The organism is Albimonas donghaensis (genome assembly GCF_900106695.1).
In the GTDB taxonomy this organism is placed as follows: domain Bacteria; phylum Pseudomonadota; class Alphaproteobacteria; order Rhodobacterales; family Rhodobacteraceae; genus Albimonas; species Albimonas donghaensis.
Genome location: NZ_FNMZ01000010.1, coordinates 77,783 through 101,869, shown reverse-complemented (window position 1 = coordinate 101,869; position 24,087 = coordinate 77,783). Strand labels below are relative to the sequence as shown.

The 24,087-nt window shown below is 73.1% G+C and carries 22 protein-coding genes and 1 other RNA gene; 15 read left to right on the top strand and 8 right to left on the bottom strand.

The genetic code is table 11. The features are described from left to right. Positions 1 to 58 precede the first annotated feature (58 nt). The 6 genes from BLV24_RS18935 to BLV24_RS18910 all read left to right on the top strand — a co-directional run bounded on the left by BLV24_RS18935 (position 59) and on the right by BLV24_RS18910 (position 6,422). Entirely contained in the window at positions 59 to 1,198 is a 1,140-nt protein-coding gene (locus tag BLV24_RS18935; protein WP_092684772.1) for an ABC transporter substrate-binding protein, read from the top strand. Positions 1,199 to 1,307: 109 nt separating this feature from the next. Then, positions 1,308 to 2,144, top strand: a complete 837-nt coding sequence (locus BLV24_RS18930) for an ABC transporter permease (RefSeq protein WP_092684770.1) — start codon at positions 1,308 to 1,310, stop codon at positions 2,142 to 2,144. Further along, on the top strand, positions 2,144 to 2,956 hold the full coding sequence (locus BLV24_RS18925) for an ABC transporter permease (RefSeq protein ID WP_092684768.1): 813 nt from the start codon (positions 2,144 to 2,146) through the stop codon (positions 2,954 to 2,956). Before BLV24_RS18930 ends, BLV24_RS18925 begins: the two co-directional genes overlap by 1 nt. Further along, the gene (locus tag BLV24_RS18920; protein ID WP_092684766.1) at positions 2,953 to 4,353 is read left to right on the top strand and encodes an amidohydrolase family protein; all 1,401 of its coding nucleotides are present in this window, start codon (positions 2,953 to 2,955) and stop codon (positions 4,351 to 4,353) included. Before BLV24_RS18925 ends, BLV24_RS18920 begins: the two co-directional genes overlap by 4 nt. 12 nt (positions 4,354 to 4,365) lie before the next feature. After that, the gene (locus BLV24_RS18915; RefSeq protein ID WP_092684764.1) at positions 4,366 to 5,127 is read left to right on the top strand and encodes a DUF1028 domain-containing protein; all 762 of its coding nucleotides are present in this window, start codon (positions 4,366 to 4,368) and stop codon (positions 5,125 to 5,127) included. Continuing rightward, entirely contained in the window at positions 5,124 to 6,422 is a 1,299-nt protein-coding gene (locus BLV24_RS18910; protein ID WP_176954832.1) for an NAD(P)/FAD-dependent oxidoreductase, read from the top strand. The genes BLV24_RS18915 and BLV24_RS18910 overlap by 4 nt, the downstream gene beginning before the upstream one ends. A 91-nt stretch (positions 6,423 to 6,513) precedes the next feature. On the opposite strand, the gene BLV24_RS18905 is transcribed toward BLV24_RS18910, so the two are convergent. After that, a complete protein-coding gene (locus BLV24_RS18905; protein ID WP_092684760.1) occupies positions 6,514 to 7,491 on the bottom strand; it encodes an NAD(P)H-dependent flavin oxidoreductase in 978 nt (325 codons plus the stop codon). Positions 7,492 to 7,557: 66 nt separating this feature from the next. After that, positions 7,558 to 8,070: a winged helix-turn-helix transcriptional regulator gene (locus BLV24_RS18900; protein ID WP_092684757.1), complete on the bottom strand. Its 513-nt coding sequence runs from the start codon at positions 8,068 to 8,070 to the stop codon at positions 7,558 to 7,560. Positions 8,071 to 8,189: 119 nt separating this feature from the next. Here BLV24_RS18900 and BLV24_RS18895 point away from each other — a divergent pair, with 119 nt between their 5' ends. Next, the gene (locus tag BLV24_RS18895; RefSeq protein WP_092684756.1) at positions 8,190 to 9,197 is read left to right on the top strand and encodes an NADP-dependent oxidoreductase; all 1,008 of its coding nucleotides are present in this window, start codon (positions 8,190 to 8,192) and stop codon (positions 9,195 to 9,197) included. Positions 9,198 to 9,478: 281 nt separating this feature from the next. Further along, positions 9,479 to 11,866 carry a hypothetical protein gene (locus BLV24_RS18890; protein ID WP_092684754.1) on the top strand — a complete coding sequence of 796 codons (2,388 nt, stop codon included), beginning with the start codon at positions 9,479 to 9,481 and terminating at the stop codon, positions 11,864 to 11,866. A gap of 72 nt (positions 11,867 to 11,938) precedes the next feature. Here the strand turns inward: BLV24_RS18890 and gatA are convergent, their stop codons facing one another. From gatA to BLV24_RS18875, 3 genes are all read right to left on the bottom strand, one after another. After that, on the bottom strand, positions 11,939 to 13,429 hold the full coding sequence (gatA, locus tag BLV24_RS18885) for an Asp-tRNA(Asn)/Glu-tRNA(Gln) amidotransferase subunit GatA (RefSeq protein WP_092684752.1): 1,491 nt from the start codon (positions 13,427 to 13,429) through the stop codon (positions 11,939 to 11,941). Between the two features lie 64 nt (positions 13,430 to 13,493). Then, the gene (gatC, locus tag BLV24_RS18880) at positions 13,494 to 13,781 is read right to left on the bottom strand and encodes an Asp-tRNA(Asn)/Glu-tRNA(Gln) amidotransferase subunit GatC (protein ID WP_092684750.1); all 288 of its coding nucleotides are present in this window, start codon (positions 13,779 to 13,781) and stop codon (positions 13,494 to 13,496) included. 39 nt (positions 13,782 to 13,820) lie between these two features. After that, on the bottom strand, positions 13,821 to 14,552 hold the full coding sequence (locus BLV24_RS18875) for a ceramidase domain-containing protein (protein WP_092684748.1): 732 nt from the start codon (positions 14,550 to 14,552) through the stop codon (positions 13,821 to 13,823). 531 nt (positions 14,553 to 15,083) lie between these two features. On the opposite strand from BLV24_RS18875, the gene BLV24_RS18870 reads away from it, so the two are divergent. After that, entirely contained in the window at positions 15,084 to 15,767 is a 684-nt protein-coding gene (locus BLV24_RS18870; protein ID WP_092684746.1) for a metal-dependent hydrolase, read from the top strand. A gap of 337 nt (positions 15,768 to 16,104) precedes the next feature. On the opposite strand, the gene BLV24_RS18865 is transcribed toward BLV24_RS18870, so the two are convergent. Together BLV24_RS18865 and BLV24_RS18860 are read right to left on the bottom strand one after the other, a co-directional pair. Continuing rightward, positions 16,105 to 16,545: a nucleoside deaminase gene (locus tag BLV24_RS18865; protein ID WP_245710668.1), complete on the bottom strand. Its 441-nt coding sequence runs from the start codon at positions 16,543 to 16,545 to the stop codon at positions 16,105 to 16,107. An 83-nt stretch (positions 16,546 to 16,628) separates the two neighbouring features. Continuing rightward, on the bottom strand, positions 16,629 to 17,336 hold the full coding sequence (locus BLV24_RS18860; RefSeq protein ID WP_092684742.1) for a GNAT family N-acetyltransferase: 708 nt from the start codon (positions 17,334 to 17,336) through the stop codon (positions 16,629 to 16,631). 81 nt (positions 17,337 to 17,417) lie between these two features. Here BLV24_RS18860 and BLV24_RS18855 point away from each other — a divergent pair, with 81 nt between their 5' ends. After that, positions 17,418 to 18,866, top strand: a complete 1,449-nt coding sequence (locus tag BLV24_RS18855) for a pseudouridine synthase (RefSeq protein WP_143040363.1) — start codon at positions 17,418 to 17,420, stop codon at positions 18,864 to 18,866. A 215-nt stretch (positions 18,867 to 19,081) separates the two neighbouring features. Here BLV24_RS18855 and BLV24_RS18850 read toward each other — a convergent pair whose 3' ends face one another. Then, positions 19,082 to 19,693: a hypothetical protein gene (locus BLV24_RS18850; protein WP_092684740.1), complete on the bottom strand. Its 612-nt coding sequence runs from the start codon at positions 19,691 to 19,693 to the stop codon at positions 19,082 to 19,084. A gap of 47 nt (positions 19,694 to 19,740) precedes the next feature. Between BLV24_RS18850 and BLV24_RS23005 the strand changes: the two genes are divergently transcribed. From BLV24_RS23005 to ftsL, 5 genes are all read left to right on the top strand, one after another. Further along, a complete protein-coding gene (locus tag BLV24_RS23005) occupies positions 19,741 to 20,700 on the top strand; it encodes an N-acetylmuramoyl-L-alanine amidase (RefSeq protein ID WP_092684738.1) in 960 nt (319 codons plus the stop codon). A 25-nt stretch (positions 20,701 to 20,725) separates the two neighbouring features. Further along, positions 20,726 to 21,160: RNase P RNA component class A (gene rnpB / locus BLV24_RS18840), an RNA gene on the top strand. A 546-nt stretch (positions 21,161 to 21,706) separates the two neighbouring features. Further along, the gene (locus BLV24_RS18835; RefSeq protein WP_092684736.1) at positions 21,707 to 22,204 is read left to right on the top strand and encodes a division/cell wall cluster transcriptional repressor MraZ; all 498 of its coding nucleotides are present in this window, start codon (positions 21,707 to 21,709) and stop codon (positions 22,202 to 22,204) included. Continuing rightward, the gene (rsmH, locus tag BLV24_RS18830; RefSeq protein WP_092684734.1) at positions 22,201 to 23,289 is read left to right on the top strand and encodes a 16S rRNA (cytosine(1402)-N(4))-methyltransferase RsmH; all 1,089 of its coding nucleotides are present in this window, start codon (positions 22,201 to 22,203) and stop codon (positions 23,287 to 23,289) included. The genes BLV24_RS18835 and rsmH overlap by 4 nt, the downstream gene beginning before the upstream one ends. Beyond that, the gene (gene ftsL, locus BLV24_RS18825; RefSeq protein WP_092684732.1) at positions 23,289 to 24,086 is read left to right on the top strand and encodes a cell division protein FtsL; all 798 of its coding nucleotides are present in this window, start codon (positions 23,289 to 23,291) and stop codon (positions 24,084 to 24,086) included. The genes rsmH and ftsL overlap by 1 nt, the downstream gene beginning before the upstream one ends. Position 24,087: the final 1 nt, after the last annotated feature.

Here is a 24,087-nt window from a genome sequence, read left to right as displayed (position 1 = left end):
ACCGTCCCGAACCCGGCCGCAAGAAGCCGCCCCCATCCACCGACAAGGAGCGACCCCGATGTCCGACAATTTCGACCATGAAATGAGCGTGGAGCTGGCCGAAGTCGCCGCCCACCGTTACCGCGAAGGCCGCCTGACCCGTCGCGGCCTGCTGACCGCCATGGCCGCCCTGGGCGTGCTGCCGGCCGTCGGCTTCGGCGGCCGCGCCAACGCCGCCGCGTCCGAGCTGGTGATCGTCAACTGGGGCGGCAAGGCCGCCGACATCATCAAGGAAGTGCTGGGCGAGACCTACAAGGCCGAGACCGGCGTCGACGTGGTGATCGACGGCTCCGGCCCCTCCGCCGGCCGCATCCGCGCCATGGTCGAGAGCGGCGCCGTGGTCTGGGACGTGTGCGACTCGGGCCCCGGCTCGGCGATCATCCTGGGCGAGGCGGGAATGACCCAGCCCATCGACTATTCCATCGTCGACCGCGCCAAGCTGATGCCCGGCACCGACTGGGAATTCGGCTGCGGCAACTACGTCTATTCCTACGTGCTGGCCACCAACCCCAAGCTGCTCGGCGACGCGCAGCCGCAGAACTGGGCGGACGTGTTCAACGTCAAGGACTTCCCCGGCATGCGCACCTTCCGCAAGGCCGTCCGCGGCCAGCTGGAATGCGCCACCATGGCCCAGGGCGTGGCGCTTGAGGACGTCTACGACGTGCTGTCGACCGAAGACGGCATCGACGCCGCCATCGATCAGTTCCGCAAGATCCGCGACAACGTCATCGTCTGGGGCTCGGGCTCCGAGTCCCAGAACCTGTTCCTCCAGGAAGAGGTGTCGATGGGCAACATCTGGTCGACCCGCGCCCACCTGCTGAAGGACGAGATGGACGAGGGTTCCTTCGCCGTCTCCTTCGACGGCGGCGTCATGTCCCCGGGCACCTGGGTCGTGCCCAAGGACAACCCGGCCGGCTCCGAGGAAGCGATGAAGTTCATCGCGTTCGCCCAGGCGCCCGAGCTGCAGGCCAAGTGGTTCGAGCTGATCGGCTCGGCCCCGATCAACCCGGCCGCCGCGTCGCTGGTGCCCGAGTCGATGGCCAAGTGGAACCCGACCTCGCCCGAGAACGTGGCCACGCAGATCCTCTACAACGACGAATGGTACGCCAAGAACCAGATCGCCGCCGAAGAGAAATACGTCAACGCGCTCATCAACTGATGGGCCGCGGGCGGCGCGCAGGCGACCTCGCCGCCGCCCGCGCCTGACCCTCGCCCCCGGCGCGCCCGCGCCGGGGGCCCTGCGCAACACCGAAAGCTCCGGGTTCCCCATGCAGACCGACAAGACGCGTTACTGGCTTCTGGCGGCCCCGGCGCTGGCCGTGATGATCGTCTTCTACATCTGGCCGCTGGTGAACATCTGGGCGATCTCGATGACCGAGCCCGCGCTCGGCTTCGGCAACTACGTCAAGATGACCGAGAGCCAGGCGGTGCAGACCTCCTTCGTCATCACCTTCCGGGTGGCGGCGCTGACCACGGTCATCTGCGTGCTGCTCGGCTATATCTGCGCCTATTCCATCACCAACGTCATCCGCTCCGCCCGGCCGCTGCTGATCGCCATGGTGCTGCTGCCGTTCTGGGTGTCGGTGCTGATCCGGTCCTTCGCGTGGATCGTGCTGCTGGGCCGCTCGGGCCTGGTCAACGACGCGATGCGCGACATCGGCCTCATCGACGCGCCCATGCGCCTGATGCACAACGAATTCGGCGTGGTGCTGGCCATGGTCCATGTCATGCTGCCCTTCGCGGTGCTGCCGATGATGGCCAACATGCGCGGCATCGACCGCGCCTATACCGAAGCCGCCCGCGGGCTTGGCGCCTCGGAATTCACCGCCTTCCGGATGGTCTACCTGCCCCAGACCCTGCCCGGCGTCGCCTCCGGCGCGCTGCTGGTCTTCGTGCTCAGCCTCGGTTTCTACATCACGCCGGCGCTGCTGGGCGGGGGGCGCGTGCTGATGGTCTCCGAATACATCACCTACCAGATCCAGGAATTCCTGAACTGGGGGCTGGGCACCGCCATCTCGGTGGCGCTGCTGGTCGCCACGGCCCTGGTCCTGATCGTCGCCGCGCGCTTCGTGAACCTGCGCAGCGCCCTGTTGGAGCGGAGCTGATGAGCGCCCCCAAGACCGCCCCCGAGACCGTCCCCGGCGGCCCCGCCTCCGCCTTCCGCATCGCCATGGGCACCGGCGGCTGGCTGGTCGCGGCCTTCCTGGCGCTGCCGATCCTGGTGGTGATCCCGGTCTCGCTGACCGACACCTCCTATATCGGCCTGCCCAAGGACGGCCTGTCGCTTCAGCATTACGAGAGCTACTTCACCTCCGCCCGCTGGCTGGGGGGGACCGCGGCCTCGATCCTGGTGGGGCTGGCGGTGGCGCTGATCTCCACGGTGCTGGGCGCGGCCTTCTCCATCGGCTGCTGGTTCCTGGGCAACCGGGCGGCGACCATCGCGCGCTGGGTGCTGATCGTGCCGATCCTGGTGCCGCCGGTGGTGCAGAGCCTCGGCTTCTACCGGTTCTGGGTGACGCTCGGCCTGATCGACACCTGGACCGGGGTGATCCTGGCGCACACGCTGCTGGCGCTGCCTTACGTGTCGATCTCCGTGTTCGCGGCGCTGGCCAACCTGGACCCGAAACTGCCGCAGGCGGCGCGGTCGCTCGGCGCCTCGGTGTGGCGGACGGTGTGGGAGGTCGTGGTGCCCGCCGCCCGGCCCGGCATGATCACCGGCGCCGTCTTCGCCTTCATCGTGTCCTTCGATGAGATCGTCTCGGTGCTGTTCATCACCGTGCGCCGGGTGGAGACGCTGCCCAAGCTGATCTGGGAGGGCATCCAGGACAATATCGACCCGACCATCGCCGTGGTGGCCACGGTGCTGGTGCTGGTGACGCTGGTCCTCGCCGGCGCCGTGGCGGTCCGCCGGACATGAGCCGGCTGCTGCTGACCGGGGGCGTCTGCGCCCTGCCGGGAGAGGCCGGGACCGACGGTCTTCCCATCGACGGGCCCCGCATCGCCCCCGCCACGCTGGCCATCGAGGGCGACCGCATCGCCGCGGTGCTGGAGCGCGCGCCCGAGGGGACCGAGTTCGCCGATTTCGAGCCGGTGGACTGCACCGGCAAGCTGGTCATTCCCGGTCTGGTCAACGCCCACACCCACGCCGTGCTGCTGGCGCTGCGCGGGACCATCGAGGACATCGAGGGCAACCTCGTCTACCAGTACATGGTCCCCGTCTCCTACCTGCTGACGCCGGAGGAGCGCGCCGCCATCGCGCGGCTGGCCTGCGCCGAGGCGATCCGCTCGGGGACCACGACCCTCGTCGATCCGCTGCGCCATGTCGCTGACTACGCCCCCGCCATGGCCGCGACCGGCCTGCGCCTGTGGCTGGCCGAGAGCTGCGCGGACGCCGTGACCACCGAGGTCGGCAAGGGCGCCTATCGCTTCGACCGCGACTTCGGGCAGACCTTCGTCAACCGCACCGAGGCGCTGATCGAGCGTTTCCACGGGTCCGAGAACGACCGCGTGCGGGTGATGATGGCCGCCCACGGGCCGGACAACTGCTCGCCCTGGATGCTGGGGGAGGTGTCGCGGCTGGCGGCGCGCCACGGGCTGCGCCGGACCATCCACCTGTCCCAGATCATCTCGGAGAAAGAGCAGGTCGAGAAACTGCACGGCTGCACCTCGACCGAGTATCTCGACCGCAACGGCTTTCTCGGCGACGACCTGCTGGCGGTTCACTGGACCTTCTGCACCGAAAGCGATGTGGAGATCCTCGCCCGCCGCGGCGTGCATTTCATCCATTCGCCCGCCTCGATGTCCGCCAAGGGGCCGCATCCGGCGCCGGTGCGGGCGATTCAGGAGGCGGGGATCAACATCGCGCTCGGCTCCGACAACATGACCGAGGACATGTTCCAGTCGATGAAATCCGCCATGACCCTGCATCGCGGGGCCTGGGGGCGGTCGGTGCGGCCGTCTCCGGGGCGGGTCTTCGACTACGCCACCGTCAACGCGGCCCGCGCGCTGGACCGGCCCGACCTGGGGCGCATCGCGGTCGGGGCCAAGGCGGATCTGGCGACCATCGACCTGAAGAACGCGACCATGGCGCCGGCGGTGTCGCTGATTTCCAACCTCACGCATTACGGGCATCCGGGGCTGGTGGTCGACACCATGACCGACGGCCGCTTCCTGATGCGCGACCGCAAGCTGACCACCATCGACGAGACCGCCGCCGTGGACGAGGCCCAGGCCGCCACGCGGTCGATGTGGCGCAAGTTCGAGGCGGAGGGCCATGACGCGCCCCTGCCGCGCTTCGACGACCTGGGCGGATAACGGGAGCCTTCCATGACCTTCTCCATCGTCGGGCGCTGCGCCCGCACCGGCGCGTTCGGCGCGGCGATCACCACTTCCGACCTGGCGGTGGGCTCGCGCTGCGTCGGGCTCGTGCATGGCAAGGGCGGGGTGCTGAGCCAGCACCGCACCGACAGCCGCCTGCGCGATCTCGGCGCCCGCCGGCTGGCCGAGGGCGACGACGCCGAGACGACGCTGGGCGTGATCTGCGACTCGACCCCCGACATCGAATGGCGTCAGGTGGGCGTGATCGACGCGCAGGGGCGCGTCGCGGTGCATCACGGGCGGGCCATGTATTCGATCTTCGCCCATTCCGCCGGCCCGGACTGCCTGGCGCTGGGCAACATCCTCGACAATCCGGACGTGCCCGCCGCCATGGCCGCGGCTTTCGGCGCCGACCCCGCCGCGGCGCTCGCCGACCGGCTGATGGCGGCGCTGGTGGCCGGGCGCGATGCGGGCGGAGAGGTGGGCGACAGGCTCGTCTCCGCCGCCCTGCGGGTCACCGGCCCGCATGAGATCGACACCTGCGACCTGCGCGTGGACCTCGCCGACGGCGATGCGGTCGGGGATCTGGCCAAGCTCCACGCCGCCTGGGGCGCGCGGGGCGAGACGCTGCGCAAGGTCATGCTCGCCCCCGACACGGTGCCGGTGAGCCGCCAGATCTTCGAGGCCTCCGTGGCCCGGATCAAGGAGCTCGGCCTGGAGGACCGCTTCCCCGCCGAGCGTCGGCGCAACGCCTGGACCCTGACCGCGTGAGCGACGATCCCGCCCGCAACTACTGGCGCGACGGGCGGGAGGTCTACGTCCCCCGCGCCCATCCCCGGCCCGAGACGGTGGATGTGGCGGTGGTCGGCTCCGGCTTCACCGGGTTGCGGCTGGCGCTGGACCTGGCGCGGGGCGGGCGCTCGGTGGCGGTGCTGGAGGCCGAGGACATCGGCCACGGCGCGTCCTCGCGCAATGGCGGCATGGTGGGGCCGAGCTTTCACAAGCTGGGCATGGCCGGCCTGACCGCCCATTACGGCGCCGAGCGCGCCGCCGCGATCATGACCGAGGGCATGACCGCGCTCGACGATTTCGAGGCCTTCCTCGCGGCCGAGGGCATCGACTGCGGCCTGACCATGGCCGGCCGTTTCCGCGGCGCCCCGACCGCCGCCAGCTACGAGGCCACCGCGCGGGAATGCGAGCGGCTGGAGAAGGCCGTGGGGCTCCCCTACGAGATGGTCCCGCGGGCGCGCCAGCAGGACCAGATCGGCTCGGATTTCTACCGGGGCGGCGTGGTCTATCTGCGCGACGGCATGATCCAGCCCCGGATGCTGGTCGAGGCGCTGGCCCGCCGGGCCGAGGACGCCGGCGCCATGCTGTTCGAGCGCACGCCGGTCTCCGGCCTCACCCGCGAGGCGGGCGGCGTGGCGCTGCGGCTGCCCGACGGGGTGATGCGCGCGCGCGATGTGGTGATGGCCACCAACGGCTACGGCGCCGCCCAGGCCACCGCGCCGCTGGGGCCGCGGGTGGTCCCGATCCTGACCGGCGTGGCGGCGACCGAGCCGCTTTCGGCCAACCTGATGGGGGAGCTGACCCCCCAGGGCCGCGCCTTCGGCGAGAACCGCCGGGTCTTCATGTGGTTCCGCCCGACGCCGGACAACTCGCGTTTCATCTTCGGCGGCCGCATCGGCCCGATGCGGGCCGGCGACGCCCGCCGCGCCCGCGCCGTGCGGGCCGCGGCGACGCGGGTGTTCCCGCAGCTGGAAGGCGTGAACTTCTCTCATCTCTGGACGGGGAAGATCGCCTACACCCAGGATCACGCCCCGCATCTGGGGCGCATCGACGGGGTCTGGTATGCGGGCGGCTATTGCGGCTCGGGCGTCACCCGCAGCCTCTATTTCGCGCGCAAGCTGGCGCTGAAGATCCTGGAGCGGCCGGGCTCGGAAACCGCCTTCGACGGGCTGGATTTCCCCAGGATCCCGTTCCGCCCCTTCGCCCCCCTCGCCGCCGCCGCCGTGACGCGGTGGAGCGCCCTGCGCGACGTCATCGACGACCGGCGGCGGGACTGAGGCGGGACTGAGAAGGGGGGGCGCCGCGGCGTCCCCCCCCCCGAGATCATGGCCGCCCCGAGATCATGGGGCGCGGATCAGGTCGGCCGGATCACGCCGCCCACATGCCTTCGAGCCGCTTGCGCACGATGATCTCCGCCTCGGCCATGATGCCGGAGATCAGCTCCTCGCAGGTGGGGATGTCGTGGATCAGGCCCGCGACCATGCCGCAGGACCAGGCCCCGGCCTCCATGTCGCCGTCCATCATGATCTTGGGGTAGACGCCGGCGACCTCGTCGATGATGTCCTCGAACTTCAGGTCCTTGCCCAGCCGCTGCTCCTTCTCCAGCAGCCGCTCCACCGCGGCGTTGGTCAGCACGCGCTCGGTGTTGCGCAGCGGGCGCATGACCAGGCGGGTGTCCAGCTCGGAGGCCGCGACGATCGCCTCCTTCACCTTCTGATGCACCGGCGCCTCTTTCGTGGCGATGAAGCGGGTGCCCATGTTCATGCCCTCGGCCCCCATCGACAGGGCGGCGACGAGGCTGCGCGCATCCGCCATGCCGCCGGAGGCCACGAAGGGGATCTCCAGCTCGTCCGCCGCGCGGGGCAGCAGGATCATGTTGGGAATGTCGTCCTCGCCCGGATGGCCGCCGCATTCGAACCCGTCGACCGAAACCGCGTCGCAGCCGATCGACTGCGCCTTGAGCGAGTGGCGCACCGAGGTGCATTTGTGGATCACCTTGATGCCCGCGTCCTTGAGGTAGGGCATGACCTCCGACGGGTTGCGCCCGGCGGTCTCCACCACCTTCACGCCGCCCTCGATGATCGCCTTCACATAGCCCGGATAGTCGGGCGAGGAGACGGTAGGCAGGAAGGTCAGGTTCACGCCGAAGGGCTTGTCGGTCAGGTCCCGGCACTTGGCGATCTCGTTCGCCAGATCCGCCGGGGTCTTCTGGGTCAGGCCGGTGATCACGCCGAGCCCGCCGGCGTTGGACACGGCCGCGGCCAGTTCGGCGAAGCCGACATAGTGCATGCCGCCCTGGATGATCGGGTGCTGGATGCCGAGCATTTCGGTGATGCGGGTTTTCATCTGGGGTCTCCCTTGGAAGCGTCTGGTTATGGATTGGCGGCGGGGGCGCGGGGGGCGGTCTTACGGTCAGCCGCTCCGGGGCGCGCGGTCGCGGGGCAGGGCGCGGGCGGCGCGGGCCTCGGCCCAGGCGTCCGAGACCTCGACGATCGAGTCCCGGGCCGCCATCGGCTCCCCGCATTCGGAACAGGTCATGCAGGGTTCCGTCGGCCGCCCGCAGCCGCGATGGCGCAGGCGCATCGGGGGCGGGGCGTCGGCCTCCTCCGCCGGACGCCAGCGGTCCCCCCAGCCCTTCAGCGCCACGACCACGGGCCACAGGTCGCGCCCCTGCGCGGTCAGCCGGTATTCGTCCCGCGGCGGGCGCAGGGAATAGCGGCGACGCGCCACGATCCCCTCCGCCTCCAGCCGCTTGAGGCGCTGGGACAGCAGATGCGGCGAGGCCCCGGTCTGGCGCTGGAAATCGTCGAAGCGGCGCGTGCCCAGGAACAGCTCGCGCAGCGCCAGAAGGGTCCACGGGTCGCCCAGCAGCTCGGCGGCGCGGGCGAAGGTGCAGGCGTCTCGGGTCAGGTCGGCGCGGCTCATGTTGACTCGCTTCAAAACGTGAAGTTACCGTATTCGCAATGACAGGCGAGGCGCAACTCCGCCGATCTCGCCGCCCGGAAACAGAACGCCCGACACGCTCCACGGGAGGAGAGACCGCCATGACCCGCACCCGCCAGGTCGTCATCCGAACCTTGCCCAAGGGCCCGCTCTCGAAGGAGAACTTCGAGCTGACCGAGGCCGACCTTCCCGCCCCCGGTCCGGGCGAGGCGCTGGTCCGGGTCATCCTCATGTCCATCGACGCCGCCAACCGCGCCTGGATGCAGGGTGCCACCTACCGCGAGGCGGTGAAGGCCGGCGACGTCATGCACACCTACGCCATCGCCGAGGTGATGGAGAGCGCGGACCCCGCCCTGTCCCCGGGCGACCTGGTGGCGGCGGAGGCCGGCTGGGCGGAACACGCGATCATCCGGGCCAGGGGCGCGGTCAAGCTGCCGGGGCTGCGGCCGCTGTCGAACCTGATGTCGGTCTACGGCATCGCCGGGAAGACCGCCTATCACGGGCTGGTGCAGGTGGGCGCGCCCAGGGCGGGGGACACGGTCGTGGTCTCGGCCGCCGCGGGCTCGGTCGGGATGTATGTGGGCCAGATCGCCAAGGCGCTGGGCTGCCGCGCGGTGGGCATCGCCGGGGGCCCGGAGAAATGCGCCTGGGTGATGGAGGAACTGGGCTTCGACGCCTGCGTGGACTACCGCGATCCCGGTTTCTTCAAGGCGCTGAAAGCGGCCTGCCCGGACGGGGTGGACGTCTACTTCGACAATGTCGGCGGGGCCGTGCTGGAGACCGCGTTGTTCCTGATGAACCTCAAGGGGCGCGTGGTCTGCTGCGGGGCGGTGAGCCAGTATGACGAGGGCGCGCCCTCCGGCCCGCGCAATCTCCCTGGCCTGGTGGTGGTCAAGCGCCTGCGGATGGAGGGGTTCATCGTCATGGACTTCGCCGACAAGGACGCGGAGGCCGAGGCGGCGCTGTCGGGCTGGGTCGCCTCCGGCGCGATTCGGGTCGTGGAGGACGTGGTGGAGGGGCTGGAGAACGCCCCCGCCGCGCTCATCGGCCTGCTGGCGGGCGAGAATCGCGGCAAACGCATGGTCCGCGTGGCGCCTGACCCGGCCTGAAGGCCTGGGCCGCGAGCAGGGGCGGGGCGCCGCCCGGCGGAGGCGCCGCCGTGACATCCTCGTCCGTCAGGCGGGGCTGAGGCTTCGTGACGGTGGCGCGGCGGCGCAGGCTCGGTCATCATGCCGCCAAGATGATTACAGCTGACCGCTCTCGCACGCCCGCCCGTCCGCCCCACGCCGAGATCCCGCACGGGTCTCGGCCGGGTTCGGCTCTTCCTCCGCACGATTCGGCCTCGCCGGCGGCGCCCGGGTCGACACCGCTCCGCCTTGGCCGCGGCGCGGTGATCGCGGCGGCGCTGGCCCTCGGGCTGCTGGGGGGGGCGCGCGGGCTTCCCGGAGGCGGCGAGGCGGGGCAGGGCTTCCGGCTGGTCTCCGCGGCCATCGCCGCGCCCTCCGCCGCGGCGCTCCCGAGAGAGGAACTCGTCTGGCTGGCCTCCGATGCGGAGATCGCGGCCTGGGGCGGCGGCGATCGGACCGAGATCCGCAACCTGCTTCGCAAGGTTCGCGACCGGGCGCCGCGCATCGCCGACGATCTTCAGGACTATGTCCGCCGCCGCCCCGGCGACCCCGCCGCCTACGCCATCGCCGGGCTCGCGCTCCTGGGCGAAGGGGTCGGCGACGGCGCGGCGCGCAGTTTCGACAAGGCCATCGAACTTGGCGGCGACCCGGTCTGGCTGGGCGCGGCGACGGGCGCGGCGTTCGCGGTCCAGGGGCGTCCCCAGGCGGCGGCCGAGGCCTATGACGCGGCCCTCGGCAAGCGTCCGGACCTGCCCCTCGCCCTGCGCGGGCGCTACCGGCTGGCCATGGCGAAAGGCGACGTCGCCGCCGCGCTGGACTGGGCCGAGCGGCTGGCGGCGGCCGCCCCGGCGGAGGAGGTCGAGCTCACCCCGGTCGATGTCGACCTGGCCGAGCTCTACCTGCGCGCGGGCCGCCCGGACGACGTGATCGCCCAGCTCTCGCACGCCTTCGGCGGCGACCGCACCCCGCGGCCCGAACCTCTGGCCCTGCGCGCCGCGGCGCCGATGATCCAGGCGGCGCAGGCCGCGGGCCTGGTCCGGCAGGCGGGGCTGGCGATGCTGGTGGCCGAGCGCCTGCTGACCGCCGAGACCCGCACCGACCTGCCCTGGCCGGTGCTGCGCGCCCGGCAGGCGCGGCTGGAAGGGCGGCCGGAGCAGGCGGCGCTGCTGTTCGGCGACCTCGCCGCCGGCACGCCCGCGCTCGCCGCCGCCTTCGCCCCCGACCGCGCCCGGGCCGAGACCGAGGCCGGGCGTCCCGCCGTGGGCCTCGCCCTGCTGCGCGACGCCTGGTCGGATATCGGCCCGGCGGATCGGGCCTCGGTGCTGGATATCTACGCCGAGACCGCGGCCGCGGCTGGCTGGCCCGCCGGCGCGCTGGACTGGCTGGAGCGGCGGGCGGAGGATCTGCCCGCCGGCCAGGGGGCGATGCTGATGGCCCGGGCGCTGCTGTCGGCGGACCGCGCCGAGGCCGCGATCGCCCGTGCGCGGCCCTATCTGGACGAGGATGGCGCCGGGGACGGCGCCGGGGACGACGGAGACCGGGCCGCGGAGGCCTGGCTGATCACCGCCGCCGCGCGCGCCGCCGGCTCAGGGCGCGCCGCCGCGGTCGAGACGCTGGAACGCGGGCTTCAGGCGCATCCCGGCGCCGACGCCCTGTGGCTGGCGCTGGCGCGGCTGCGGACGGGGGTCGAGCGGCGCGACACCCTGCGCGAAGGCGTGCGGGCCGCGCCCGGCTCCCCGGCGCTGCTGACCGTGCTGGCCCGCGCCGAGTTCGACCTCGGCGCCCCCGGCGCGGCGGCCGAACGTTATGCCGAGGCCTTCGCGCTGGCTCCGGGCGCGGCGGTGGACCGGGCGGCGGCCTCGGTGGCGCTGGTCGACTCGCAGAGCGACGTCGACCTGGCGCTCGTCCATGCGCGCTTCGCCCGTCGCGCCGCGCCGGACGCGGCCTTCGGCGCCGATGCGCTGGGGCAGGCGCTGTTCGCCTCGGGCGAGGTCGAGGCGGCGGAGGCGGAGCTGCGGCTGGCGGTGTCGCGCGCCGGCGCGCGGGACCTGGCGGCCCATCTGCACCTGAGCCGCCTGCTGGCCGCGCGGGGCGACGCGACGTCCGCGTCCCGCGCCGCCCTGAGGGCGCTGAGCGGCGCGCTCGCCGCCCATCAGCAGCGGGAAGCCGAGGTCCTGCTGCGCATCGCCGCCACCGACAGCCGGCTGGAGACCACCTTGCGCGGCCTGGGGCCGGAGGGGCCGGGCGAGGCTCTGGGCGCGCTGATCCTCAATGAGACCGAGGAAGGCCTGATCCTGGACCTCGCCGCCATCGGCTTGCCGGAAGGGGTGGCGATGGCGACCCTGGCCCCGCGGCCGGAATGCGCGGCGCCCGATCTCTGGGCCGAGGCCAAGTCGAAAGGCGTGGTGGACCGCAGCCTGGGCCTGCGCCTGACCGACCCGGCGGACATTCTGGACCGCATCGCGGGACGCGGCGCGGCCAACGATCCAGAGGAGGCGATGCCGGATTTCCGCATCGCCGCCGGCGGCATCGCCGCGGTCACCGCGAAACTGCCGACCCGCCGGATCTCGGAGCTTCGGGGCCGGGCGATCATGCTTCGCCCCGAGGGACGGCCCGACGTCGCGCCCTTCGCCTGCGCCATCATCCCCTGAACCCGCCGGCCCTGGACGGCGCCGACCGGCGCCATCCAGGGCCGTGCGCTCAGACGGCGCGGGCGCGCGGGCTCACCACCAGCGGTCGGGGCGGGCGTCGAAGCCTGCGGCGCGCTCCATGGCGTAGGCGATGTCGAGCATCTCGGCCTCGCCCCAGGGCTTGCCGATCAGCTGCAGGCCCAGCGGCAGCCCGTCATGGTCGATCCCCGCGGGCACCGACACGCCGGGCAGGCCCGCCAGGTTCACCGTCACCGTGAACACGTCGTTGAGATACATCTTCACCGGGTCCGCATCCGCCATCTCGCCCAGCCCGAAGGCGGCGGAGGGCGTGGCGGGGGTGAGGATCGCGTCGACCTTCTCGAAGGCCTGCTCGAAGTCGCGCTTGATCAGCGTGCGGACCTTCTGGGCGCGCAGATAATAGGCGTCGTAATACCCGGCGGACAGCACGAAGGCCCCCATCATCACCCGGCGCTGCACCTCGGAGCCGAAGCCCTCGGCGCGGGATTTCTCATAGAGGTCGGTGATGCCGTCGCCGGCCCCCAGCGCCGCCCTGCGCCCGAAACGCACGCCGTCATAGCGGGCCAGGTTGGACGAGGCCTCGGCCGGGGCGATCACGTAATAGGCGGGCAGCGCGTATTTGGTGTGGGGCAGGGAGATGTCGATGATCTCCGCGCCCGCGTCGCGCAGCATGTCGGCGCCCTTGGCCCACAGCGCCTCGATATCGGCGGGCATCCCCTCCATGCGGTATTCCGCCGGCAGGCCGATGCGCTTGCCGCGGATGTCGCCGGTGAGCATCGCCTCGAAATCCGGAACCGCCAGCTCGGCGGAGGTGGAGTCCTTCGGATCGAAGCCCGCCATCCCCTCCAGCATGATCGCGGCGTCGCGCACGGTCTTGGCCATCGGCCCGGCCTGGTCCAGCGACGAGGCGAAGGCCACGATCCCCCAGCGCGAGCAGCGCCCGTAGGTGGGCTTCACGCCGACGATGCCGGTGAAGGCCGCGGGCTGACGGATCGAGCCGCCGGTATCGGTGCCGGTGGCGCCGAGGCACAGATCCGCCGCGACCGCCGCCGCCGACCCGCCCGAGGACCCGCCGGGCGTGAGATCACGGTTCGACCCCTTGGCGCGCCACGGGTTCACCACCGGGCCGTAGCACGAGGTCTCGTTCGACGAGCCCATGGCGAACTCGTCCATGTTGAGCTTGCCGACCATCACCGCGCCGCGGTCCCACAGGCGCTGGGTGACGGTGGATTCGTACTGGGGCTTGAAGTCGCTCAGGATGTTCGAGGCGGCCTGCGAGGCGACGCCCTCGGTGCAGAACAGGTCCTTGATGCCCAGCGGGATGCCGCAGAGCGACGGGGCGGCGTCGCCCTCGGCGGCCAGGCGCGCATCGGCGGCGGCGGCCATCTCGCGCGCTTTCTCCGGGGTTCCGGCGGAGACGGCGTTGAGCGGGCCGGCGGCCTCGATCGCGCCGAGGCAGGCCTCGGTCAGCTCCACCGACGTGAGCTCTTTCGCGCGCAGCCGGTCGCGGGCCTCGGCGATGGTCAGGCGGGTCAGGTCGGACATGGGAGCGGGCCTCGGGCGTCGGAAACGGAGATGTCGGAAGGAAGGGTCGGAGCGGCCCGAAGGCTCACTCGACGACCTTGGGCACGGCGAAGAACCCTTCGCGGGTGGCCGGTGCGTTGGCCAGCACACGCTCGCGGATGCCGCCGTCGGTCACCGCGTCCTCGCGCCGGCGCAGGACCATCGGCGTGACGGAGGTCATCGGCTCGACCCCCTCGACGTCGACTTCGGCGAGCTGCTCGACCCAGTCGAGAATGCCCGAAAGCTCGGAGGCGATCCGGTCGAGATCGCCCTCGTCCACGCGGATGCGGGCGAGATGGGCGACGCGGGCGGCGGTGGCCTTGTCGATGGACATGGGGGCGGGTCTCCGGCGGCTGCGCTGTGCCCCCGCGGCTTATCCCGCCGACCCGTCCCGCGCAAGCCGGGCGGCGTCGCCGCGGGCGGAGAACAGCCCCGTTCCCGGCGCGCCATGGCGCACGAAGGTGACCGCCAGCACCCCCAGCAGCGTTCCGTTCAGCAGGTGCCAGGCCCAGTGGGTGCCGATCGGCAGCGCCTCGCATACCGCGCCGGCCTGGTCGTCGGCGGTGCGGAAGGCCAGCGACATGGCGAAGAGCCCGGCGGCGACGGCCAGCCCCGGCCAGCTGTTATGGGCGGCGAGCGCGAGCCCGGTGGCGAAGGCGACCAGCACCAGGAAGGTGGGCACATAGCCGATGGAGCCGTTGAGCGTCCCCAGCGCCGGCGTCAGCCAGGCCCCCAGCCCGGCCGAGACCGGCAGGAACATCGCCGCCTTCAGCAGCCCCGCCCAGACCGGCAGCCCGATATAGCGGACCACGGCGAGGTAGAGGTAGAGCAGGATGAAAAGCATGATCGGCAGCACGTCGGCGGCGCCCGACCAGCGCTGCGCGAAGGTGTGGAACAGGAACGAGCCGATGCCGATCGCGAACAGGTTGATGACCAGCGCCCGCACCGCCCAGTCGCCGTCGCGCCCGGAGCGGCGCGCCAGGATCCAGGCGACCCCGGCCGCGATCAGGAAGGCGGCGTTGGAGACGGCGTTCAGCGGCTCGGCCCAGAATTCCGGCCCCAGCCGCTCGCAATAGGCGTCCACCGTCGCGAACAGGCCTTCCATGGTCACTCTCCTTCCTTGCGCGGTCCGGAGGGCGGCGGTCGCCCGCGCCTCGGTCCGTTCCGGCCTCGCAAAACCCGCCACGCCGTATGCCGCGCCCTCGGGCGCGGGGGTCTGATATATCGAAGCTGTGGCCCGACTGTGACCGAATTCACAGGATCCGGCGTCACCGTCCGCGCCGCATCCGCGCCGCGCCGCGCCGGCGCCTCCGTCCGCTCCGCTCCGGAGGGGCCGAAGCGTCCGGCCCTCGTCCCCCGCGTCTCCGACCTTCTCCGTTTCCGGCTGAACATTCGCCGGGTGCAGCCTCACATGACGTTGCGCGGTCCGTATACAATAGCCTTCCCGCGGGTTTTCCGCCCAGCGGAAGCGCGGCGGCCTCGGCGCCGGCGGCGGTCTTTCAATCCGCGCCCCTGTGCGGCAGAACCGTGGGGAGCGCGCGCCGCGCCGCCGCCCGACCCCGGAGGGCCCCGGCCCGTGCGCGACCGCGACCCGCGCCGGCCCCGTCGGCGCATGAAATACCGGGAGGAGACCCGCATGAAGATCATCTGGCTCGGCCATTCCAGCTTCCGCATCGAGATCGCCGATCAGGTCCTGCTCGTGGACCCGTGGCTGCGCGGCAACCCGTCATTCGATGAATCGAAGTTCGACGAGGCCATCGCCGGCGCCACCGCGATCCTGCTGAGCCATGGCCATGGCGACCATGCCGGCAATGCGGTGGAGGTGTCCAAGGCCACCGGCGCCAAGCTGGTCGGCGGCTACGAGCTGGTCGGATATTTCGCGGAGAAGGAAGGCGTCGAGGCCGTGGGCTTCAACCTCGGCGGCACGGTGGCGCTCGGCGGGGTCGAGGTGACCATGGTCGGCGCCCGGCACTCGTCCTCCTTCCCCGGGCTCGGCTATGCGGGCACCGAGGCCGGCTTCATGATCGCGGGCGAGGGCAAGACCATCTACTTCTCCGGCGACACCGACGTGATGGCGGACATGGGCGTCTACCAGGCCCTGCACGCGCCGGAGATCGGGATCCTGTCCTGCGGCGGGCATTTCACCATGGACATGAAGCGGGCGGCCTACGCGGCCAAGACCTTCTTCGACTTCAAGACGGTGATCCCGTGCCACTACAAGACCTTCCCGCTGCTGGCCCAGGACGCCGAGGTTCTCAAGGCCGGGCTGCCGGGGGTCGACGTGATCGAGCCCGAGGTGATGACCGCCATCGAGCTCTGAGGTCCGGTCCCGGCGTCTTGAACCCGTGACCGCGAACGCCCCCGGACCGCCCAGGTCCGGGGGCGTTTTCGCATCGGCGGGGGCGGAGGCCGCGCGTCCGCCGTGGCGAGCGCGGCGCCGGCGCGCCCGCGCGGCGCGTCGGACGGGGGCGCCCGGCGGCGCCGTCCCCCACCCCGAGCGCAGGCCCCGAACGCAGGCCCCGAATGCAAGCGGGGGCGGCGGCGGGGGCGACGAAGGAGGGGCGATCAACCCGCTTCGGGCCCGCGGGGCGCGCGGGTGGGGCGAATCGCGAAGGGTCACGACGCGGATCGCGGCCCGGGCGCCGTCGCGGTCCGGCTCAGGCCCTTCGGCGGGCCGCGAAGAAGGCGCGCAGCAGGGCGGCGCATTCGGCCTCGGCGATGCCGGAATAGACCTCCGGCGCGTGATGGGCCTGGGGATGGGCGAAGACCCGCGCGCCGTTGTCCACGCCGCCCGACTTGGGGTCGCCCGCGCCGTAATAGACCCGCCGGATCCGCGCCGCGGCGATGGCGCCGGCGCACATGGCGCAGGGCTCCAGCGTCACCCACAGGTCGAGACCGGGCAGGCGCTCGGAGCCGAGCGCGGCGCAGGCTTCGCGGATGGCCAGGATCTCGGCATGGGCGGTGGGGTCGGCCCGCTCCCGCGTCCGGTTGCCGGCGCGGGCGACAGGGGCGCCGGTGGCGGGATCGACGATGACCGCGCCCACCGGGGTCTCGTGGCGGGCGGCGGCGGCGCGGGCCTCCTCCAGCGCCGCCGGCATGTGGGAGACGAATCCCGGGGCGCCGGAGTCCACGCCGGTCCCCGTGTCGGTCGCGGGACCGGGGCCGCCTGCGCGCCGCCCGCTCATGCTTCCACCCGGAGCAGAAAGCGCCGCATCACCGCCCGGCCCGGCGCCGGAGCGGCGCCCCCCGCGTTCGCGCCCGGCCCCGCCTCGGCGCAGGCCGCGCCCGTCGTTTCGGCGGTGCGAGGGGCGCCGGCGGCGTCGCCTTCGCGGGGCGCGAATCCCAGCCGGGCCAGCAGCGCCGCGGCGCGGTCATTGTCGTGATGGGCCACCGCCTCGATCTCCCGGCACACGCCCGATGCCTGCCGCAGCACCGCCGCCATCGCCTCATGCGCCAGGCCCCGGCCCCAGAATTCGGGCAGGAAGGCGAAGGACGCCTCGACCGCTCCGCGCCCGCCGAGCACGCAGAATTGCAGCCCGGCGACGCCGATCTTCCGCGGCGCCGGCGCCAGCGCCCGGCCGGGCAGCCGACGCAGCGCCGCGCCCGGCCCGAAGCCGGGCGGCGCGGATGCGGAGGGCGGCCCCGGCCCCTCCTCCCCCGCCTCCCCTCCCTCCCCCGCGGTTTCCCACAGGAGCAGGCCGAATCCATGGGCGCTCCAATGCGCGGCGAAGGCCTGGGCGCGGTCCTGCGCCAGTTGCCGCGACCAGGGGCGGCGGCTCTCGGCGACCTGGCGGCCGACCTGGTCATCACCGAAGAGCGCCGCGGCGAAGCGCGCGTCTCTGGCCCGGATCGGGCGGCCGGTCAGGCGGGCGGTGCGCAGCGCGGTCATGTCCCGCTTATCGCCGAAGCCGGGGCGGCGGCCAAGCCGCTTCCCGCTTCCCTCCCGGCCCGCGCGGGCCTATGAGGGCGCATGACCAAGCCCAAGTCGCCAGACCCGCGCCCCGACGCGCCCAAACCCGCCCGCAAGGGCGCCGCCGCCCGCCCCGAGCCGGGCGCCGCCAGCGATCCCGACAAGGGAGAGCGGCTTGCCCGCCGCCTGGCCCGCGCCGGCGTCGCCTCGCGCCGCGCGGCGGAGGCGATCATCGCCGAGGGCCGGGTCCGCGTGAACGGCAAGGTGGTGGAGAGCCCCGCGCTCAACGTCACGCCCGACGACCTGGTGGAGCTTGACGGCGCCCCCCTCGCCGCGCCCGAGCGCACCCGCATGTGGCGCTATCACAAGCCGTCGGGCCTCGTGACCTCGGAAGCCGACGAAAAAGGCCGGGCGACGGTTTTCGACAATCTCCCCCCGGACCTGCCGCGGGTGATGTCGGTGGGTCGGCTCGACCTGAATTCCGAGGGGCTGCTGCTGCTCACCAATGACGGCGACCTGAAGCGGCGGCTGGAACTGCCCTCGACCGGCTGGCTTCGCAAATACCGGGTGCGGGTGTTCGGCGCCCCGGATGAGAAGGCGCTGGAGCCGCTGCGCAAGGGCATGGTGGTGGAGGGCGAGCGGTTTCAGCCGATGACCGCGTCGGTCGACCGCATTCAGGGGCGCAACGCCTGGCTGACGGTGTCCCTGCGCGAGGGCCGCAACCGCGAGGTCCGCAAGGCGCTGGGCGCGCTGGGATTCGAGGTCAGCCGCCTGATCCGGGTCAGCTACGGGCCGTTCCTGCTGGGCGAGCTCGCGGCCGGCGAGGTCGAGGAGATTCGCCCCAAGGTGATGCGCGACCAGCTCGGCCTCGGCCCCGCGCCGAAGGAAAGCCGGGCGCCCGGATCGGGCGTCGGCGCCGGCATGGGCGGGGGACGGACCGACCCGGACGAGGACGAGGCCCCGCGCCGCCGTCCCGGTCCGCCCCGGGGCCGCAGCCCCGGCCCGGGCCGTCCCGGCCTGCCCAAGCCCGAGGACGCCCGTCCGGGGCGGACGGGGGGCCGGCCCGGCGCCGGCCCGGCGCGCGGCGGCAAGGCGGGAACCGGCAAGGCGGGCACGGGCAAGGCGGGGACTGGCTGGTCCGGCGGCGGGGCGCGCCGCGGCGAGCCTGAGGCCGCGCGCGACGACACGGCGCCGCGCCGCTTCGGAGGCCGCGTCGCCGGCGGCGCCGACGCGGCCCCGCGGAAATTCGAGGGACGCGGGGCCGGTCCGAAACCCGGGGGCTTCAAGCCGGATGGGCCCAGGTCCGATGGTCCGAAGCCGGGCGGCGGACGGCCGGGCGACGCGAAGCCCGGCGGTTTCAAATCCGGCGGTTTCAAGTCCGGTGGGGGCAAACCCGGCGGGTTCAAGCCCGGCGGGGGCGGCCAGAGCAGGGGCGGACCGGGCGGAGGCAAGCCAACGGGCGGCGCTGGCGGCGGCCCCAGGGGGCCGGGCGGCAAGCGTCGGGGCTGAGCCGGGCCGAAAACCTTCGGAGGGGCGACGCGCCCCGCCCCCGCCCCCCTCGCCAACGGGGGAGCGGGCGGGAATCGGCGCTCCGGCGCGGCGCGGCGCGGTCCGGGCCCTCCTCCCGAGCCGGCCCGTTCCTTCCTCTCGGGCATGGCGAAGGGGCGGCCGCCCGTCCCGATGCTCGCCCCGACCTGTCGAGACCGTCACATCCTCCCGCCGCCTCATCCGGCCTCGGCGCTCGGATGCAGGCGGGGGCGAAACCCGTGGCGCAGGGCGGCGACCATGGCGGGGGGCGTCAGGATCTCGGCCATGACCTCCGGCGCCGGGGCGCAGGCGCCGTAGCCGGACCAGCTCCAGGCCTGCGCGCCCTCACCGACCCGCAGGAACGCCTGCGCGCCGACCGCGAACATCGCGCCCTCGGGCAGGGCGGCGGGGGCGCCGCGCCGCCGCGGACCCAGGCGCTCCGCATGCAGACGAGCGTCCATGGCGGGGGCGCGGGGCGGGGCGGGCAGGTCGAAAGCCTCGGCCCAGGCGGCGGCGAAGGCGCGCGCCTCGCGCCTGCGACATTCGAAACAGGGGCGGTGCCCGGCGGCCAGCGCCACGGCCTCGTCCAGGAAGAACAGCTCGGTGTAGCTCTCCCCCATCACGACCCTCTGACGCCCCCGAAACGCCAGCTCGCAGCAGATCCACGCCTTGGAAGCCCAGCGTCGCCGCCCCAGCCGCCGCTCCGGCCCGTGCAGCCGCCCGCCGCGATTGCCCATCATCCCGCCCCGCGCCGACACCGCCGCGATGTCGCCGAACGGCGTGACTCGATTCTGCAGCGGGCTCGACATGACCGTCCGCCAATGATGTGATCGGGCGACTTCAAGGAATGGACAGCATGGGTCCGACAAGCGCTCCGGGCAAGTCGGCAGGCCGCCGCGACGACCTCGCCATCGTCGACTTCCCCTCTCCCAATCACGGGCCGCGCCGCGGGGCGCAGGCTCCCAGCATGGTCGTGCTGCACTACACCGCCATGGCCTCCGCGGCGCTGGCGCTGGCGCGGCTGTGCTCGGAGGAGGCCGAGGTCTCCTGCCACTACCTGATCGACGAAAGCGGTCAGGTGTTCCGCCTGGTGTCGGAGATGCGGCGGGCCTGGCATGCGGGGGCGGCGGCCTGGGGCTCGATCGAGGACGTGAACTCGCATTCGCTGGGCATCGAGCTCGCCCATCCCGGCCACGGGGACGGCCACGGCCACGGGGACGGGGATGGCGGGACCCCGCCCCCGTTCCCCGAAGCCCAGATCGCGGCGCTGGAGCGGCTGCTGGCCGCCATCCGCCTGCGCTGGGGGATTCCGGCGGCGCGGGTGCTGGGGCATTCCGACATCGCCGTGGGGCGCAAGATCGACCCGGGCGAGAGCTTCCCCTGGGCGCGGCTCGCCGCCCGCGGCCATGCCGTGTGGTCCGAGGCCGAGACCCCGCAGGGCATGACCGCCATGCTGCCGCCCGAGGCCTCCATCGCCATCAACGCGCTGAAGCTGGGCTACCGGATGCCGGAGGGCGACGCCGGCTGGCCGGACCTGCTGCGCGCCCTGCAGATGCGCTTCGCCCCCGAGGAGACCGGGGCCGCGGCCTCCCCCCGGCTGGCCGCGCGCATCGCCGACCTGGCCGAGCGTTTCCCGGTGGACACCGGCGCCCGCCGCTCCCCCGTGCTGCCGTCGCTGCGCGAGCCGCCGCGGGCGGAGGGCGCCGCCCGCGCGCCCCGCGGCGCCACCGCGGCCGCGCCGTTGCTGGGCGGGGGAGGAGACCCGGACGAGGATCCGCTGGATTTCGGCCCCGACTTCGATCTCGACACCGAGTAGCCCGCCGCGCTATCGGAAGGGCGCAGCGGATGGCCGGGCGGCCGCGCTTCCCGGGCCTCGCGCCCGCGGGGGTGAGGAAAGTCCGGGCTCCACGGAGGCGCGGCGCCGGGTAACGCCCGGCCGGCGAAGGGGTGACCCCGAGCCGAGGGAAAGCGCCACAGAGATGAGACCGCCGTTCTCCCCGTTCCGTCATGGAACGGCATGGGACGGCAAGGCTGAAACGGTGGGGTAAGAGCCCACCGCGTCCCCGGCGACGGGGACGGCACGGCAAGCCCCGCCGGGAGCAAGATCAAGTTGGGCCGGCCGCGGGTATCCTCGGATGCGCCGCAAGGGGTGGCCTTCGCCCCGCCGGCCATGGTGGATCGCGAGAAGCCGGGGGCGACCCCGGTTCCAGATGAATGGTCGCCCAGGGGTCTTTCGAGGCCCCGGACAGAACCCGGCTTACAGGCCGTTCGCTGCATTAAACTTGCTTAACAGGCGCAAAAGGCGCCGAATCAACGACGGAAGCGGCGAATCGAGCCGTATTCGTCAAAGCCCGGGATTCGCGTGGAACCGCGTGGGCGGGCATGGGCCGAACCGGGGCCGCGTGGCTTTTCGGCCCCGCCTCGGCGCGGGGCAGGGGGGTGACTGAGGCCCGCTCGCCACACCCGAAACCGCCTCCGGCCCCTTATCTGGTAGGTCTGGACGCCATACGCTCCACATCTGGGGCGATGAGGCGCGATCCCAAACTGGGCCATGGATGACCACAATTTTCCATTGTTCCCCACGAACGCCCATGCTAGAAAATCTTCAACAGGCGGAGACAAGGCCAAAGCAAAAACGAGCAGGTTTCATGCAGGCCCTCCAATACTCGGAGAAAAATCGGCCCCACAATTGAAAGACGCCAAAAGGCGCTGCGATTGTAGGAGGTAGATCCGAGGGACAAAAGGGCGGGCCGCGCGTCGAGGCAAACGCGCGGTCCGCTTTTGTATTTTGGGCGACCCGAACCGAGGGGGGTTGGCGGCCGATGTGGCGGCGGTTCACATCGAGTTTCTTCAACAAGGTGGACGCGAAGGGTCGCGTCTCCGTCCCCGCGGCGTGGCGCAAGACGCTGGAGGCGCGCGGCGCCGACGGCAACCTGATCCTGGTCCCCGGCTTCCGCGACCGTCGCTGCATCGAGGGCTACGCCCCCGACACCTACGAGACGCTGGCCGTCGCCATCTCCAACATGCACCCCTCCGATCCCAAGCGGCGCAAGCTGGAATACCGGCTGATGGGCCGCGCCGTGCCGCTTCAGGTCGACGAGAACGGCCGCATCGTCATCGGCGCCGACCTGCGCAACGCCTTCGGGCTGGAGCCGGAAGCGGTGTTCGTGGGCATGGGCGAAGGCTTCCAGCTGTGGAGCCGGGCCGCCTATGACCTTCATGTCGCTCCGATGATGGACGACGACGAGGATGACGGCGATCCGCTGGCGGCGATGCCCTGGCCGGGATCGAACGGCGGGCCGGGGGGGATGCTGCAATGACCTCCGCCCCCATCGCCCCCACTGCGTCCGCCCCCGGCGAAGGCCATGTCCCCGTGCTTCTGGCCGAGGTGCTGGCCGCGCTGGCGCCCGCCGACGCCGCCCCGGGCGCGGCCTGGCCGGGCGTGATCCTAGACGGCACGCTGGGCGACGGCGGCTATACCCGCGCGCTGCTGGGCGCCGGCGCCTCGCGCGTCATCGCGGTGGACCGCGACCCGGCCGCGCTGGCCCGCGCCGCGTCCTGGGCGGGCGAATACGGCGACCGGCTGACCCTCGCGCCCGGCCGCTTCGGCGCGCTGGACGAGGTGGCGGCCGAGGCCGGCGCAGGCCCGGTCCCCGGCGGGCTGATGGGCGTGGCGCTCGATATCGGGGTGTCCTCGATGCAGCTCGACGAGGCCGAGCGCGGCTTCTCCTTCCTGCGCGACGGGCCGCTCGACATGCGGATGGAGCAGGACGGCCCCTCCGCCGCCGATCTGGTCAACCGCCTGTCCGAGGCCGCGCTGGCCGACATCCTGTTCCAGTATGGGGAGGAGCGCGCCTCCCGCCGCATCGCCCGCGCGCTGGTCGAGGCCCGCCGCGCCGGCCCGATCGAGACCACCGGGCGCCTGGCGGAGATCATCGGGGCCTGTCTGCCCCGCGCCCGCCCCGGCCAGCCGCATCCCGCCACCCGCAGCTTCCAGGCCCTGCGCATCGCGGTGAATGACGAGCTGGGGGAGCTGGCCCGCGGGCTGGCGGCGGCGGAACGCGCGCTCGCCCCCGGCGGGGTGCTGGCCGTGGTGACCTTTCATTCCCTGGAGGACCGGATCGTGAAGCGCTATTTCGCCGCCCGCGCCGGGCGGGCCCCGTCGGGATCCCGCCACGCCCCGGTCGAGGCCGGCGAGCCCGCGCGCTTCGAGCCGATCCTGCGCAAGCCCGCCTCGCCCGGCGAGGACGAGCTTGCGGCCAACCCCCGCGCCCGCTCCGCCCGTCTGCGGGCCGGACGGCGCACCTCGGCGCCGGCCATGGCGCTCGACCCTCGCGGACTGGGCCTGCCGGGGCTCGCCGCCGCCGGCGCCCGCGCCGGGGCCCGTTCGGAAGGAGAGGCGTGATGCGGTCCATCCTTTATGTCGCCGCCCTGGGGCTGGTCTGCTTCGTGGCGATCTGGGCCTACCAGGTGATCAACGACACCCGCGTCCTGCTGGAGGACGTGGAGCGCCTGCACACCCGCATCGCGCGGGAACGCGAATCGATCTCGGTGCTGCGCGCCGAATGGGCCTGGCTGAACCGGCCCGAGCGGCTGGAGCGGCTGGCCGAGATCAACGCCGACACGCTGGGCCTCGCGCCCATGACCCCGGATCATTTCGGCGCCGCCACCGCGGTCGCCTTCCAGCCGCCGCCGCCGCATGCGCCGGGCCCGGCGCCCGCGCCGCTGCGGAGCCCGAACCTCGCGGTCTTCGCCATGGCCGGCGGGCCGCTGGGCGGGGCGGAGGCGGCGGTGGAGACCCGCGGACCCGCCGCCCCCGTCCAGGCGCCCGACGCCGCCGCCATGGCCGCCGCCGAGGATGCGGACAAGGCCCCCGACGGCCCGCAGGACCCGGCCGCCGCGACCTCCGGCCCCTCGCCCGCGCCGGCCTTCGACGCGCCCGCCGCGGCGCCCGAGCCGGACGGCGACGCCGGGGCGCTGGTCGCCGGGCTCGACGGGCTGAGCCAGGGGATGCGCCGGGATCTCGGGGAGCCGGTCGAGCCCGCCTCGGATGCCGCGTCGGAGGCGCCGGTCCAGGTGGCCTCGCTGGACGCGGGCGTCTCGGCGCCGGCGCCGATGAGCGAAGCCGACCTGATCCAGTCGCTGGTCATGCAGGCCCAGGGCGGCGTCTGGATGCCGCCGCCACGCCCGGCCGGGCGCTGAC